Below are 13,668 nucleotides of genomic sequence, written 5' to 3' on the forward strand. Positions count from 1 at the left end.
ATGCGAACCCGCAATCGAGTGTCAAAATGCAATCGGACATCTGAGTTGGATGCTATATCCAATGTAACCGACCGTAGGTTATCTACACATTGCAAAATAGCAATCGAACACATTTCCCCATTCGACTCACAATTCCCCAAACGATAACATACAACCAACCTAATATATACTACAAACACTATTACTAATATGTTGAGATAAGGTAAATAGGTGTCTAGATTTCCCAGAACGTTACCAGGTTTAACGACCTGCTGGGCAATTAACGAGAACAGTTAACGCGCTCCTGTATCCTATCTTATTCTCAACGCCTCCTATTATCATACAACTAAGAGCGCGTACAAAACAGAGCGTGTAAAAATGACTGACAAACAGCCAACTATTGAAGAACTCCAGGCAGAAATCATCAAACTAAAACAGGAAGCAGAAAGCAATAACGCTAAAATTTCCTCGCTTGAGAATTCTAATGCAAATCTCACAAAAGACCTGAACGCGTCTCGTGAAGTGAATGGTAAACTTTGGGCATCAGTAGGTTCATATAAAGAAATTCCGGAATCCGAAGTCCAAGCTGAAAACGAACCAACACCAGAAGAAATACTTGACACTATACTAACAGACGCAATTAAACCAAATCTCAAGCAAATGAAGAAGATGTATGGAGAATACGTAAACACGGAACTTATAGATAACCAAACCAATAATTAAGTGATAAAATGGCAACTACTACTGACACACTTTGGACTAGCAGACTTTCTGCTATTATGCCCGCTAATTTCATGAGCAACAGGACTACCGAGTTTGAAGCTAAAGCTGGTATCCTCGAAAACATGATTAACCGTATCGGAAGAACCATCATTGCTGGACAGCCCAACGCTTACAATCCGTTCTCCAATTGGACTCGCTCCGTGATGGATTACGGAGACACCATCCAGAGATATACCCTCCCTTACATTAAGGGAAGAAAGACCGATTACTCCCCTACCGCCCCTAATCCCTTCGGTATGGAGAAGCCTAGCACTGAAGTGCAGTACTGGACCATCAATGATGACACCCAGTACAAACAGACTATCCAGGACGACCAGCTTAAGAAGGCGTTTATCTCTGAATCTAACTTCGGTTCTTTCACTGGAGAAATCATGAACAATATGTACAATTCTGTTGGAATTGATATGTTCATTAAGTGGAAAAAGTACCTTTCCCAGCCCGTCGCCCCTGCTGACACCGCACAGACTGACATTACACTTGATCCCACCGACCCTGACGCATACGGACTTGCTCTTTGGAAGGAGATTAAGACTATTGTTCGTGATAAGCTCCGTTATCCTAGCGACAAGTACAACACTATGCAGTTCCTTACCGCATCCGCTGGCGTTGATGTTGTCATTACTACCGAAGCTAAGAATATGATGGACAACGCTCTTAGCGGAGTATACAATGTAGATAAGATTGTTCCTGGTGGACTTAACTTTATTGAGATTGATTCCTTCGCAACTGTTGATAAGGAGACCAACACTAGAGACGTTCTTATTCTCACGAAGGGAATGGCAGATTATACTCCTCGTTCTCCTATTGCAACCGCAATTTACAACCCTGAGAACTATTACACCAATTATTGGTATAAGGAGGAAGGAATATTTTCTGTTGACCTCGCTAAGAACGCCTACGAAATCTACCGTGCTCCAAAGGCGTAAGTTATACGAACAAATAGAAAAAATAAAACAAACTAAGGGGTTATTATGGAAGAATTCATAATAACCTCTGTCTCTACTATAATTTTCCTAATAACCACGCTAATATTAGGATATAAAGGCTATTACGACAAGTACAAAGGACTAGCTTTCACTATTTACAAAGCTCTTATGGACGGCCGTATTACCGAAGAAGAGATAGAGGATATAAAGAAAGCATATAACGACACAAAGAAGTGATTACATGGTAGATGCCGACGTTACACTATACAAAGATATAGGACTATATCCAGATTATAGTAAATCTATGTATTTCACTTCTAAGACCCAGCAAACTAACTGGTTCAATTCTATACCCTCAAGTAAGAAAGTAGAACTCTACAATGTGAATTACAACAAAATCCACAATGCATTTAGGGTTCACGAACCCGTCGGCGACGTGTATGCTTATACTTACATCAGAATACGTAACATGGATGACAGCGGTCGCGTGTACTACGGATTCGTCTCCGCTGTCACGTTAATAGATGATGAAACAACCGAATTCACAATAGACCTAGACGCTCTCCAAACTTTCATGTGTGAATGGTCGTTAGGAGAATGTTTAGTTTCACGCGAACACGTTGACCGTTGGTCTCCTAATGAGAATCATCCTATATACACAGCTCCTAATGAAGATATATTTTCTGGATACGTTACAGCTAATGTAAAAGAAGTTGATAATCCACATAACTACAAAATAGGGATAACAGCTCTTACTTACAATAAAAAATATAAGGAATCTGGAGTAGAGATAGCTGAAGATAAATCTGGCTTTGTTATGTTCTTTGCCTCTATTCTTTCTCCGAATTCAGATACAATTTATGGTAAATTAACATATTACAGTGGAGGAGGAACAGATGAATTCATAAGTGCTATACCATATCCTAGCTATGAAGATTTCATTGACGGTTCATACATAACCAGAGCAGGCTTTAATCCAGAACAGATTATAGGTAGTTGGATATTACCCATAATGAATACAGACTTTTACGCTGATACTGCTGAAGATATACAGGGCACTACACGTAATACTGTAAATATTGGGGCAGGCGGATGGGATGTATATCACAATGAAGGAGCTGTATTCAATAAATCAAGTAGTACTGGATATATGTTCGCATACGCCGATACATCTCTGCTATCAATGACAAAAATAATAACATTTAATTGGTTAGATGACTTAGCATATGGTGCATACACTACTTTAACAACTGAATTCGATTATCCCTCTAAACCTACGTCACCTACTAATACAAAATCTACTGTCTATGAACCAATGTTATATACATCTCCTATAATGAAAAGAGGAATATGTAAGAATGATGGCCAGACTCTATTAGAAATCCCTGACATATCATTCTTAAATTCAACAGGAATAGAAATAGATGTATATACAGACATATCTACACAAAGTGTAAATAATCTGATAATAGCCAGACCCGATACAGAATCCGCTGGTTATAACTTTGAAATACTCCAGAATGAACTGATAGGAGCAGGCTCCTTAGACCAAGGAGTACACACCGACATGATATCCAACGAATGGCTCTCCTACGTACTAACCCAACGTGACAGCGACCGCCAAGTAATGAAATCCAATATGATTACCAACGCTGTAACAAACATGATAGGCATGGGTTACGGAGGAGCATTAGTAGGTTCACGTTCCAACAGCGGTCGTAATGACCCTATGAGTAAGAAGGGCGGCGGAGATGTTGCTGGCTTTAGAAAGGGTATGATGATGGCATCTGTTTACGGAATGGCAACAGGAGCCGTAACCTCTCTAGTCCAGGGCTATGATATGTGGGTACAACAGCAGGCTAAGGAATCCTCAATTAAAAATCAACCCTCTACCTTACTGTCTACTTCAAACGGAATAGCATCGTTGTTCAGAGGAACAGACAATTATTTCACATACGAAACTAAGATAGATGAGGTTAACTATAATAAAGCATTCAATAATTACGTAAAATACGGCTACATGGTCAACCGCATAGAAACCCCGAACATACAATCACGTTATTACTTTAACTACATATGTACTCTCAACACTAGCATAAAGGGTTCTCTATCCTCTGATATAAAACAAGCTCTTGTCAACATATTCGAGAGAGGAATAACACTATTCCACGCGGATCATTGTAACACAACAGAATACCCAATCTATGAAAACATAGAGAGGTCACTGCTATGAGTAAAAAATCTAGAAAACAAATTGAAATGTATGTTGGTAAGACAGAACTCTCTATGTTCTATGAAGGCATAGGAACCAACGTATATAAGTGGACAGGGCTACCCGATAATATTCGTCCCTTCTATCCTGAACAGACGTTGTATCGCCAGGGAATGGCGTGCATGATACAGTTGCCTGGTTCAGAGGAATACGACATATTCCCAGTAGTATATGGTTCAGTAAATCTGGATTTACATGGAGAGCCTATATCCTGGAGATGCTACGTAATCGGGGACAGTCAAGGAGCGAACATTATTCGCAACACCATATATAACACCGAGAACTCCGTTCTCATATGGAATAATCCAACTCGTACAGGAATGTCTAAGTACGTAGACAGTCAGATAGACAATATGCTACGCATCGATAATGCACTTAAGACTAATACACTAGTACAGAATACACCAGTATTCGTTAAAGCTGACGGTAAGAACGCTCTTACAGCAAAGAATCTCTTTGAGATGTATGGAATTGAAAACGTTGTCTATGCTAATGACTATACTAAAAACGATATAAGTATGGATGTAATAAATCTCGGCGTACAATTCATAGGAGATAAACTTTCAGACCAATACGAAACCTACAATAACCGTATTCTCCGTTATCTGGGAATAAATCATCTTCCTGTTGAGAAACAAGAACGTATGCTTACAGGAGAAGTAGATAGTAATGACCTGTTAATAGAGACAGTAACTAAAGAAAGGCTGGATATGAGAAAACTAGCATGCAATCAAATAAACCAGCTATGGGGTCTAAATGTAGAGGTTGATACTTATGAGTCCGTCATTAAACAAAGAAATATGGAAAGAATGCAATCAACACCAAGCATTATTGGAGAGACTCCAGTATCTGGAAAAGCAGGCGGAAAGGAACAGTCAAAAGATTGATAAAATCCTTTGGATACTCATAGGTGTAGTTATGGAAGTTCCTATAATGGTAGTGATATGAATGTATAATATATTTACAGACTACAAAACGCCATCCAATGGAGAAGGGCCATTCTTTACGGATTATCTGTTTAAACTCCAGATTGACCGTCCAGATGCTGGGTTAAAGAGTTGCGAATGGAATACAAAATACACCAACCTAAACACACACAAAGACGAACTCATAACCAGATTCAACAAAGAATATGCTCTTAGAGAAATCGGAGCAGAGACTGAACACAGATGGCAAATGATACTTCAGAACAGATTAGATGAGGTATCAGAACACTATGACCATATGTATAAGGTATTCGCTGAGAACAACGTAGATGAACTTGGAACTGGTTATACCACAACAGATGAATTCCAGAGAGATACAGAAAGCTCTATGGATTCTACTAACGAACGCAACGCTGACAGTAAATACAAAGATACACCAAGTAACAGTACATCAACAATAAACAACCCTACAGAGCAAACCGTAAACAACTCTGATGAAACATATAGTTCAACGGGCACAGGTAAACAGACAGACAAAAGAACCACTACAAAGAAACTCCATGATGACGTAATGGTTAGAGAACTCAATTATTTAGTTGACAATTATAAATCAATCGACAACGAATTCATAAAGGAGTTTGAAAACTGTTTCATAGGCATAATGATTATGCCAGACTAAATAAGGTGATACAAATGGTTACAGTACCTACAATAGACCAGTTCAAAGACACAACCGTAGTTTCTGTTATGAGAAAAATCGTAGATTATCTCATTCAGACTCTTGTTCCTGGAATAAACTCCGATATCGAAAAGAAGGCTAACACCGAAGACCTAGCAACAGTTGCAACTAGTGGAAGTTATAATGACCTTCTCAACAAACCCAACATTCCTGAAGCTGTTGTAGTTGACCAGTCTCTCAACCCAGCCTCTACAAACGCCGTTGCAAACAAACCCGTAACAGAGAAAATTAACAGTGTAGAGTCCACTGCTAACACAGCTAATGGAACCGCTAATACCGCAAAGTCTACTGCTGACTCTATAACAACATACGTAGGAACAGACCCTGAACTCGTAGGATGATTTTATGGCAATACCAATACCAACAATTGACCAATTCAAAGATACTACTGTAATGCGCTGTATGCGTAAAATAGTTGATTATCTTATAGAAGATGTAGTTCCAGCAATTAACCAATCTCCAAGTCAGGACACTAAAGTATCCGACGTAGAGAACAGTATAAGTGCAGACAGTAAGCTTACTACTACCGTTACTAATAGCGATGGTAGTAAGGCTGTTTCTTCACCTGTACAACTTCCTGAAAGTGGGGGAGTAGAACTCAACATAACACAGACGCCCGATGGTATCACAATCAATAACATCCAACTCCAGGAAGCAACCAATGCACAGGATGGACTTGTTACAAAAGAACAGGTAAAAGCTATTGAAGATAACACTGCTATGGGTGATGCTCTTAGCAAAGAACTTATTAATGGAATAGTTCTTGCTGAAGGAGCCACAGCTGGAACTATAAAGGCAACTCTAGAACAAGAAGATGGAACAACAATCGTTAGTAATGATTTTCCTATTCCTAGTAGCACTATAAACTTTACTAGGAATCAATTAAAAAACACAGAAGATTTGATTAATGCATTTATTAATTGTAAAACTGGAGATAGATTTAGCTTGGGTACTCTTATATCTGGTTCATTTAAAGTATATGATTTAGTAGGGATTTGTGTTGGTAAATTTAGCTCTAATTACAATCTTTTTGTAGTTAGTGGAAGAGCAACAATTAATGATAGTTTATATGATGTAGTTGGATTAGAGGCTAATATACCAGCTAATAGGGTTGTAGTAAAAATGGCTGCTAATGATTATAATAATTTAACTATTCTAAATACAACAGTATTTACTAGTATGGTCTCGTGTTTCTTCCTTACACAATCATAAATCTAATATTTTAACCATTTAAATTGTCAGCACAGAAACGGACTCAAAAACCCATACAACACAAACAAAGGTTTCCTTAAGTAAACCTTAATAAACTCCTTCCCGTGTCCAGTGAACCCATACTTATACTCTGTATAATAATGACACAACTCATGCCATATAATTCCCTGGACACACAAATCCCTTAAAGTTCCGCCCCCTTTATACCTATCATTTATCTTAATTCCGAATATATCGCTGTGATAGAACCATCCAGCATACTTATCGTTCTTAGGATTAGTGTCCCAGTCAGCTCTGTATAAAGTAGGAATTTCTAAAAATTCACACATTTCCACAATATCCGCTTTATAAGCCCAATCTAAATCGCCCTTAACTTTTTCGTCCATTCTCATCATATACCTTATCATATTAATTTCTCCGAATTTCGTGTTAAAAAGCAGAACGGGCTAACCCGTTAACGCGCTAACCCGTTCCATGTTTTAGTGTTCAGTTTATCAGTTTTCTGATGAATAGTCTTTCTCTGCTATCGTACAATCTATACTTTTTCTCTTCATCTATTGTTGGTCTTCTTTTTTCTATTTCTACTATTCCATCTTCCTGTAACTTTCTAACTATTTGCACTGAATTCCAGTCTCTGCCAAGTCTCATTATCTTAAACAGATAACTTCTGGGTATCCATTCATTATAGGAGAGATTCGATAGTATCTCTGATTTTACGTCCCTTCTCCGTGATATAGTACTAGCCATATACATGCCCCGCGTGTAGTTCTTTGTGTTTTACTCTAGTGTCTATACAGACAAAATTGCTTCTGTTATCTGCTAATCCTTCTTTTGTAAGATAGGCTACATAGAGTCTTACTGTATCTGTTTTGTAATTGAATTGTTTACATAGCTCTATTTGCAACACACCTGGGTTCTTTTCTATGTAGTCCAGAAGCTTTAGTCTAGTTCTTAGACTTGGCTTTTGTGTCATTATTCTTCCTCCAGTGGGTTGTGTGGTACATATGTATATTGTTGCACATAATGTCCATTTGAGGATTTGTTTTGTGATGAGGTTATTACTAGTTCTTCTTTTAGCCATTTCTTAGTACGGCTGATGTATATGTGTATATACTTTCTTTCTGCTCCTATCATATCTGCTATTTCACAGGCTGTAAATGTTACTCCTGGATTTTTTACAAAGAGGTTTATTATGTCGTCGCTATGACTCATTTCTTACTCACCTTCTTTTTAATGTGATAAATTCTATAACTTGTTTCGTAGTCTCCTAGAATATATGTGTTTAGTTTGTAGAACTCCATAGTATAACCCATAATGTCTAAAAGGTCTTTTATTCCTCTAGCTGTTTCTCTCTCGTATTCATCTATTGGTATATCTATTGGGTCCTCGTATGTTGAACCCACTACATAAAAGCGTAGATATAGTCTTCTTTCAGTCATAGTTATCATCCAGATACCATTTTTCAGTTCTTTCTGAACCAGCTTCAAATTTTTCACAATCTAGTACGAAACGATGCCCGTGTTTGGCTAAGAGTTTTGTTATCTCATCTATTATTCTTAGGTCGGCTTCTGTTCCTTTGTAAGTGTATTCTAGTATTAGTTTAATTGCCATCTTCGTTGCTCCGTTCACTATAAATAATATTTTTCCGTTGTTATATGAACCTTCTATCTTAAAGTCAATCCATTCACAATTATTAATAGCATCACATATAATTTCAACATTATTTCTTTCACTCTCATTATTTTTATCATATTCTGCTTTAAAATAACATATCATTTTAGTGTCTCCGTTTGTAGCAAACTGAATATAACGTTTTTACACGTTGTGTCTGCAAATCTAAGTCTACCAATTAGATACATTTCTTTTATCATTTTAAGAGGATATGATGAGAAAGTCATTGGTATCTCATTTGTTTTACACTGATATTTTAATCCAAATGTGTATATCTGTTTATTGTGTTCTGGTGTTATGTATACCGTATCTTCTGTTGACCATATTCCTATAAAGTTATCCATAAAATGGATGTTTGCTAGTAATTTAGAATTTGCTGGACGGTCTTCTATTAATGCGTTATCGTCCTGCCACACTAAGTTATCAATAGCGTAATCTCCATATTTTGTTCCGTTGATTAGTTTACCGAATTTAGTAGTCTTTTTTATTTCGGCGAATTTGTTGTTTGAATAATTCTCAACCAGGATTAATCCATCTTTGAATGTTTTGAATCTTTGTTCAAATGGTAGGATGTTCCAATACGAGAAAAAAGGATTTACGAATGATACTTTATTAGCTATGAATATAGCGCGCACTTCTTTTCTACCATCTATTCTAAGGCGGTTGACTGTCTCATACAACTCTAGGAATAGTTCTACTTCTCCTGTTAGATACTTACGCTGGTCTTTTTCTATGAACTCATCGAATACTATTAGGTCGGCGTTGTGGTAACTTTGAGATTTCTTACGCGCACTTGTTGAGAGTCCTACAAAGAAAATCTTTGGTAGTCCACAATGATATAGTATTCTGTCTTTTATTTTGTAGTCCTCTATTTCATCTGGAGATATTATCCCCTCTGCTATTACATCTGATAGGAATTTTTCTTCATTTGCTATATCTTTGATATCTTCATCTGTCCTACGTATCCAGACTGTTTGAGTATCTTTAGACAATGCCCAACATTTATAGTTGAACGTTTTTCCTGTGCCTCTGGCTCCTAGACAAAAGGTGTATAGAGCATTGTAAGAAAGAGCTGGTCCCCTATCATACCAGATGGAATTATACTCTTGCTTAGTTATTTCTTTTATAGTAGATGTCACGACCATACCCCTTTGGAGCAATTATAAAAGTATATATCTTTTTTACATCGACTTCTATAAATTCTGATTCTTCATTCGGAGATTCTAAAGGTTGTTTCGACAAGTAAGCATCCTCCTGGAACCTGTTGCTGTTGTAATTTTCCTTTGAATTCATTTCCTGGAATAAAGTTATTCCATGTAACGTGTTCTTTTACAGCGTTTGGCATGCCAGCGCAAGTTACATCGGTGATTTTGTACTCGGTGTTTTCCTTTGTAGCGTGGATATAGGTCTTTGGTCTTACGTATTTTCCTATTTGGAACGTTCCTTCATGTTTCCAGTATCCTAGTTTTACTGGGTCTACTAACTCGTCTGCTAATTCAGTGTTTACTAGATGTACACTATCGGTGTCGGCATATACAAAAGCATCTGATTCTGATTGCGCGGCGCGTACAGTCTTATCTCTAGCCCATGCACAAACAAAAGTGGCATACGGCACATATATTCCTTCTATTGTCGTAACGTCTATATCATAACGTAAACACTGGTCGTCGTCTTTCCTAGGAATTTTGTTAATGCGAGTAGGCTTCATACCTGTTTTTCCATATGGACTATTGAGATAACGCTTTGACATAAAACGCACTGGTTTATTTTCATGTTGGACATTTGGTATATATGATGCTTCTTCTTTTACTTTCATCCATTTATCTATATAAGGTGCTAGTAATCCTACCTTACTGTTGAATGATAAGTATTCTGGTTCACTCATGTATTCTACATTATAGTTTTCTGTAAATAATTTGTAATCAATGTTTGTCATTGTAAGAGTTACAGGTTCATCAACTTTTTTGAGATATTCTGTTCCTTTATATCTCATGTTGTGTTTTATCTGTATTGTTGGGAATCCTGTTTCTAATTTGAATATGGTTTCAAAACGTAGAATACTTAGTTGATTTCCGTAAGGTCTATGTAAGTAACCAGGACCTAGAGGAAGTTCGCAATCATGCATAACCCACGGATATAGAGAATTGACATCATATACGTAAACATTGTTTACTTCTTTCCCCTGATATTTTGGATTTACATAAACCCACCCTCCTTTGTAAGCGTTTCTGGCAAAATCATCCATCTCTATTGGCAATTGTGGCATAACATTACGCCAACGATAATGTCCGCCTAACAGTTCTTTAACACAGTTGAAGGCGTCTGCTGATAGAGTTATTGCTTCATAGCCCTGTAAAAGTTGTTGATATATTGCATAAGCTACTATTTTTGAATCCTGTACACAATAGCTTATTTCATCATCTGTTGGTTGATAGTTCTCTGGTATGTATTTACTGAAGTCTGGTTTATCTTTCTTTCCTTCAATGCCATACATCTTAGCTAAAGTTTCTACTGAACAACCTGGAAATTTTTTCAATGAATCCCAGATACGCACTCCTTTGTTTCCTATACAGAGTAATTCAATTCCGTACCACTGTCCCATGTTATCTATCATGGTTTTGTAGTCTATCCCCTGTTGCTATTGTGTTTTGTATAGCAGATGCCATATTATGAATGAACCATCAAAACGGAGATTGTGGAAAAAGATTTTTGTTATTCTTAGTTCCTGTATTTTCTCTAAGAATGATTCTATTGAAGTTCCTGTATAGTATTCATCTGGATTAGGTACATTTACTAAACTCCACAGCCATACACGTACCCGACCATCAATTCTAAGGTTGTTTTCTCCAGTAGTTTCAAAATCGGCGGTATAGACTGTTGAGAATCTCATAACATTCCCTGGTTTTCTAGCTCTTTAGTATAGACAATTTCAGATTTAGCTAAATTCTTTTTGTTTGAAAATGATTTTATTTTATTTAGTAAATAGTCTATATTTGCATATTCTGTATTTGAAAAAGGTGTTTCGACATAAGGTGATTCGTATTCGTAGAGTTCATCTAGGAATTCGGAATTCTCTTCATAGAATTTATCTAGCTTTGAAGGTGCTAGATTATCTATAAGAAATTCTAGTTGAGCCGCTTTAGCTAGAGTTTTACTGTCGGCATTTCTTAGGTATCTGGCATTAACAGCTTTCTTTATGTTTTCTCTACCCTGGAATTGTCCACGTTTGTGGTATTCTTCCGATTGAGAATATAGATACTTGTGGAATCCTCCTAAAGAAGTGAATTGACCAGAATCTAGACGCTTCATGGCTTCATTGAATTTGCCAGTAGCGACTTGATAAACTCTTTCATCCATCCATTCTGCCTGTTTTACAGCCTGGATTTCTACATAACCGCGTTTTGCTTTCCTTTTTATAAAAGAAGGTGTAACGTCGGCGCGTTTAATTGAACGTAAAAAAGGGGGCATGATAACCTCTAGTAAGAGGTTTGTTAAAAGGTTTATTTTGTGCTTTTTGTACTATGTTTGGAGCTTTTTACTCTTCTATGTCGACGAAGGTGTATCCCATGTTTCCACTCTTAGTCATGGTTGTGGTAATCATGACAGGAACCTTCGGGATAACCCCCTCTTCCTCTATGATGTTCATGAGAACAGAGACGATTCCATAACTCTTAGTGTAAGAGAACCTAATCTTATCCTCGCCATCAAGCTTGTATGCGAATCTACACGCGGTGCGAGTCTTATCCTCCTCAGTCTCCTCATAGAACTTTACAAACTCAATAACGATTGTCTTATTCTTAAGGAACTCCATCTGTGTGAATTCGTAGTCCTTAAAGTCAGCGTCAACCTTAAACTTGTAATCATTGAACTTGAATGCCATTTTAGTCACCTGAAAATTCGATTTTATTTCTAGAGTTATTTTTTAAGTATGTTTTTGTTAGGAGATATGAACTTGGAAACGCGGTTTTCGCTCAACAGTGTACAAAAAATTTTTAGGAAAACCAAAATTTGGTAGCAACAGTTTTGTTGGTAGCTACTACTTATTTTGTAGCTACTTTTTGTTTGGTTACTACCAAACTTTTTGTTGTTACCAGATTTGTTGTGGTCATTTTTGTACCTTATTGATTTGTAATTGTTGGGTTGCTATTGTTACATAGCAACCCATGGTTATTTGCTTACTCGACTGCAAGAGGGTCAACGGTGGCGGTCTTAGCGCGGGGCGTGCGCTCACGGGACATGTCGATAGTACAGTCGCACTTGAATGTGAGAATCACGTCATCGCCGTCTACGTCCATCACGGGCGCGCCGACGACGACACCCTTCACCTTCCCAGCGGAGTAGATGAAGTGCGCGAACCTGAATGCCTTCTGAGGGTTCATCGTCTCGTGGCGGTACTCGGTGTACGGAACCTCGTCCGCGGAACCGCCTGCTAGAACGGTATCCCTGATTGCCTGTCTGTCCTGAATTCTGATAATTGTTGCCATCTGTATTACCTCTATATTATGTAAGGAGTTTGGGGTGTAAATGTTTACTCAATGTCGATGCGGTCAACGCCGTTGTTTCCAAACCTGGTAACAAGCATGTAAGGTATGGTGTTGCCGAAGTAGAGCGAACCACTGTATATGCCCTTAGTTGTGAAACCCAGCGTACATTCCGAATGAGCGGTCACATCATCTACAAAAGATGTAAGGTACGCGCCGTTGCTGGCACACATGATATCATCATGTACCTTATCGCGAAGCACGTATCCAGTCTCAAATACAACCTTAAACTTCCTAACGGTGTCGTCGCGTTCGAGTTCAACCATCTTATTAATCACTGCCTTTGCCATATTCATAGTTCATACCTTCTTGGAGTATTTCTCTCCTAATACCATGTATGCATTATTAGTATATAAAATGTAGGTTATCTAATAACAATGATAACGTTATGATGTTATGTTGCATATTTGCATTGCTGTTTTGCATTGTTAAAATGCAAGTTTTGGATCTTTGAGCGATTTTGAGTTGCATATGTGTAATAGTAACATCGTTGTGTTATTGTTGCGCATTTGCATTGCGAATGTGCATGTGTAGGTTACCTAATATATAGTAGATATATGCGATTTTTGTAGGTTACCTAATATATACTCGATTGGGGAAATGCAATCGATTGCGGGTT

Annotated in this window: 18 protein-coding genes; 8 read left to right on the forward strand and 10 right to left on the reverse strand. The window is 37.6% G+C overall.

Annotation, left to right across the window (positions count from 1 at the left end):
• The first annotated feature begins 357 nt into the window (after positions 1–357).
• The 8 genes from V5D86_RS09230 (at position 358) to V5D86_RS09265 (ending at position 6,837) form a co-directional block, all read left to right on the forward strand.
• Positions 358–702, forward strand: a complete 345-nt coding sequence (locus V5D86_RS09230) for a hypothetical protein (RefSeq protein WP_414596395.1) — start codon at positions 358–360, stop codon at positions 700–702.
• Positions 703–710: 8 nt separating this feature from the next.
• Positions 711–1,688 carry a hypothetical protein gene (locus V5D86_RS09235; protein WP_414596396.1) on the forward strand — a complete coding sequence of 326 codons (978 nt, stop codon included), beginning with the start codon at positions 711–713 and terminating at the stop codon, positions 1,686–1,688.
• A gap of 45 nt (positions 1,689–1,733) precedes the next feature.
• On the forward strand, positions 1,734–1,925 hold the full coding sequence (locus V5D86_RS09240; RefSeq protein WP_414596397.1) for a hypothetical protein: 192 nt from the start codon (positions 1,734–1,736) through the stop codon (positions 1,923–1,925).
• A 4-nt stretch (positions 1,926–1,929) separates the two neighbouring features.
• On the forward strand, positions 1,930–3,921 hold the full coding sequence (locus V5D86_RS09245; RefSeq protein WP_414596398.1) for a hypothetical protein: 1,992 nt from the start codon (positions 1,930–1,932) through the stop codon (positions 3,919–3,921).
• Complete coding sequence (locus V5D86_RS09250) at positions 3,918–4,847, forward strand: hypothetical protein (protein ID WP_414596399.1); 930 nt, start codon at positions 3,918–3,920, stop codon at positions 4,845–4,847. The genes V5D86_RS09245 and V5D86_RS09250 overlap by 4 nt, the downstream gene beginning before the upstream one ends.
• 61 nt (positions 4,848–4,908) lie before the next feature.
• Complete coding sequence (locus V5D86_RS09255; protein WP_414596400.1) at positions 4,909–5,565, forward strand: hypothetical protein; 657 nt, start codon at positions 4,909–4,911, stop codon at positions 5,563–5,565.
• A 14-nt stretch (positions 5,566–5,579) separates the two neighbouring features.
• Positions 5,580–5,966 carry a hypothetical protein gene (locus V5D86_RS09260; protein WP_414596401.1) on the forward strand — a complete coding sequence of 129 codons (387 nt, stop codon included), beginning with the start codon at positions 5,580–5,582 and terminating at the stop codon, positions 5,964–5,966.
• Positions 5,967–5,970: 4 nt separating this feature from the next.
• On the forward strand, positions 5,971–6,837 hold the full coding sequence (locus tag V5D86_RS09265) for a hypothetical protein (protein WP_414596402.1): 867 nt from the start codon (positions 5,971–5,973) through the stop codon (positions 6,835–6,837).
• Positions 6,838–6,863: 26 nt separating this feature from the next.
• Here V5D86_RS09265 and V5D86_RS09270 read toward each other — a convergent pair whose 3' ends face one another.
• The 10 genes from V5D86_RS09270 to V5D86_RS09315 form a co-directional block, all read right to left on the reverse strand.
• Positions 6,864–7,244 carry a hypothetical protein gene (locus tag V5D86_RS09270; RefSeq protein ID WP_414596403.1) on the reverse strand — a complete coding sequence of 127 codons (381 nt, stop codon included), beginning with the start codon at positions 7,242–7,244 and terminating at the stop codon, positions 6,864–6,866.
• A gap of 79 nt (positions 7,245–7,323) precedes the next feature.
• A complete protein-coding gene (locus V5D86_RS09275; RefSeq protein ID WP_414596404.1) occupies positions 7,324–7,584 on the reverse strand; it encodes a hypothetical protein in 261 nt (86 codons plus the stop codon).
• Positions 7,585–8,045: 461 nt separating this feature from the next.
• Positions 8,046–8,276: a hypothetical protein gene (locus tag V5D86_RS09280; protein ID WP_414596405.1), complete on the reverse strand. Its 231-nt coding sequence runs from the start codon at positions 8,274–8,276 to the stop codon at positions 8,046–8,048.
• The gene (locus V5D86_RS09285; RefSeq protein ID WP_414596406.1) at positions 8,269–8,613 is read right to left on the reverse strand and encodes a hypothetical protein; all 345 of its coding nucleotides are present in this window, start codon (positions 8,611–8,613) and stop codon (positions 8,269–8,271) included. Before V5D86_RS09285 ends, V5D86_RS09280 begins: the two co-directional genes overlap by 8 nt.
• A complete protein-coding gene (locus V5D86_RS09290) occupies positions 8,610–9,647 on the reverse strand; it encodes a phage DNA encapsidation protein (protein WP_414596407.1) in 1,038 nt (345 codons plus the stop codon). The genes V5D86_RS09285 and V5D86_RS09290 overlap by 4 nt, the downstream gene beginning before the upstream one ends.
• 71 nt (positions 9,648–9,718) lie before the next feature.
• Positions 9,719–11,122: a DNA polymerase gene (locus V5D86_RS09295; protein WP_414596408.1), complete on the reverse strand. Its 1,404-nt coding sequence runs from the start codon at positions 11,120–11,122 to the stop codon at positions 9,719–9,721.
• Positions 11,123–11,394: 272 nt separating this feature from the next.
• Positions 11,395–11,976: a hypothetical protein gene (locus V5D86_RS09300; protein ID WP_414596409.1), complete on the reverse strand. Its 582-nt coding sequence runs from the start codon at positions 11,974–11,976 to the stop codon at positions 11,395–11,397.
• A gap of 67 nt (positions 11,977–12,043) precedes the next feature.
• Positions 12,044–12,388 carry a hypothetical protein gene (locus tag V5D86_RS09305; protein ID WP_414596410.1) on the reverse strand — a complete coding sequence of 115 codons (345 nt, stop codon included), beginning with the start codon at positions 12,386–12,388 and terminating at the stop codon, positions 12,044–12,046.
• A 295-nt stretch (positions 12,389–12,683) separates the two neighbouring features.
• Positions 12,684–12,992: a hypothetical protein gene (locus V5D86_RS09310; RefSeq protein ID WP_414596411.1), complete on the reverse strand. Its 309-nt coding sequence runs from the start codon at positions 12,990–12,992 to the stop codon at positions 12,684–12,686.
• 44 nt (positions 12,993–13,036) lie between these two features.
• Positions 13,037–13,339, reverse strand: coding sequence for a hypothetical protein (locus V5D86_RS09315; protein WP_414596412.1), 303 nt, complete (start codon positions 13,337–13,339; stop codon positions 13,037–13,039).
• Between the last annotated feature and the right edge of the window lie 329 nt (positions 13,340–13,668).

The organism is Candidatus Methanoprimaticola sp. MG2, from assembly GCF_047501175.1.
GTDB lineage: Archaea > Thermoplasmatota > Thermoplasmata > Methanomassiliicoccales > Methanomethylophilaceae > Methanoprimaticola.

Bases quoted from the DNA above. Each gene is read 5' to 3' on its own strand.
- V5D86_RS09235 (WP_414596396.1), top strand. From the start codon at position 711: ATGGCAACTACTACTGACACACTTTGGACTAGCAGACTTTCTGCTATT.
- V5D86_RS09295 (WP_414596408.1), bottom strand. From the start codon at position 11,122: ATGATAGATAACATGGGACAGTGGTACGGAATTGAATTACTCTGTATA.
- V5D86_RS09260 (WP_414596401.1), top strand. From the start codon at position 5,580: ATGGTTACAGTACCTACAATAGACCAGTTCAAAGACACAACCGTAGTT.
- V5D86_RS09305 (WP_414596410.1), bottom strand. From the start codon at position 12,388: ATGGCATTCAAGTTCAATGATTACAAGTTTAAGGTTGACGCTGACTTT.
- V5D86_RS09245 (WP_414596398.1), top strand. From the start codon at position 1,930: ATGGTAGATGCCGACGTTACACTATACAAAGATATAGGACTATATCCA.
- V5D86_RS09230 (WP_414596395.1), top strand. From the start codon at position 358: ATGACTGACAAACAGCCAACTATTGAAGAACTCCAGGCAGAAATCATC.
- V5D86_RS09285 (WP_414596406.1), bottom strand. From the start codon at position 8,613: ATGATATGTTATTTTAAAGCAGAATATGATAAAAATAATGAGAGTGAA.
- V5D86_RS09315 (WP_414596412.1), bottom strand. From the start codon at position 13,339: ATGGCAAAGGCAGTGATTAATAAGATGGTTGAACTCGAACGCGACGAC.
- V5D86_RS09255 (WP_414596400.1), top strand. From the start codon at position 4,909: ATGTATAATATATTTACAGACTACAAAACGCCATCCAATGGAGAAGGG.
- V5D86_RS09265 (WP_414596402.1), top strand. From the start codon at position 5,971: ATGGCAATACCAATACCAACAATTGACCAATTCAAAGATACTACTGTA.
- V5D86_RS09250 (WP_414596399.1), top strand. From the start codon at position 3,918: ATGAGTAAAAAATCTAGAAAACAAATTGAAATGTATGTTGGTAAGACA.
- V5D86_RS09300 (WP_414596409.1), bottom strand. From the start codon at position 11,976: ATGCCCCCTTTTTTACGTTCAATTAAACGCGCCGACGTTACACCTTCT.
- V5D86_RS09275 (WP_414596404.1), bottom strand. From the start codon at position 7,584: ATGGCTAGTACTATATCACGGAGAAGGGACGTAAAATCAGAGATACTA.
- V5D86_RS09280 (WP_414596405.1), bottom strand. From the start codon at position 8,276: ATGACTGAAAGAAGACTATATCTACGCTTTTATGTAGTGGGTTCAACA.
- V5D86_RS09270 (WP_414596403.1), bottom strand. From the start codon at position 7,244: ATGATAAGGTATATGATGAGAATGGACGAAAAAGTTAAGGGCGATTTA.
- V5D86_RS09240 (WP_414596397.1), top strand. From the start codon at position 1,734: ATGGAAGAATTCATAATAACCTCTGTCTCTACTATAATTTTCCTAATA.
- V5D86_RS09310 (WP_414596411.1), bottom strand. From the start codon at position 12,992: ATGGCAACAATTATCAGAATTCAGGACAGACAGGCAATCAGGGATACC.